General features: G+C 38.6%; 1 protein-coding gene. It reads left to right on the top strand.

Annotated elements, in window-relative coordinates; translation table 11 throughout:
* Positions 1-267, top strand: a 267-nt coding sequence (locus tag SB816_RS32165) for a hypothetical protein (protein ID WP_410548265.1), incomplete at both ends; no start/stop codon positions are given.

Below are 267 nucleotides of genomic sequence, written 5' to 3' on the forward strand. Positions count from 1 at the left end.
GTTTAGGGCTATTGTATGGCCCTAACATCGGTCAGGTAGATTATGGCGATGTAGAAAAATCGCGTTTTATGGCATCTTTTGGTTTAGTGTTTGTTTTTTCATTTATTGGCGAATTTTTTAGGCAAAAAAGTCATGCGTCTATTGCTGAAATTACTTTATCGCAAAAAAAGGACGCGTATACCGACCAGCTAACTGGCGCTGCAAACAGACGTTTTGTCACATCTCACTTTTTTAACTTAGTAAGTGACTGCCCAGATGAGTATTTAC

This window comes from Achromobacter sp. SIMBA_011, from assembly GCF_046535435.1.
GTDB classification, from domain to species: domain Bacteria; phylum Pseudomonadota; class Gammaproteobacteria; order Burkholderiales; family Burkholderiaceae_B; genus Achromobacter; species Achromobacter dolens.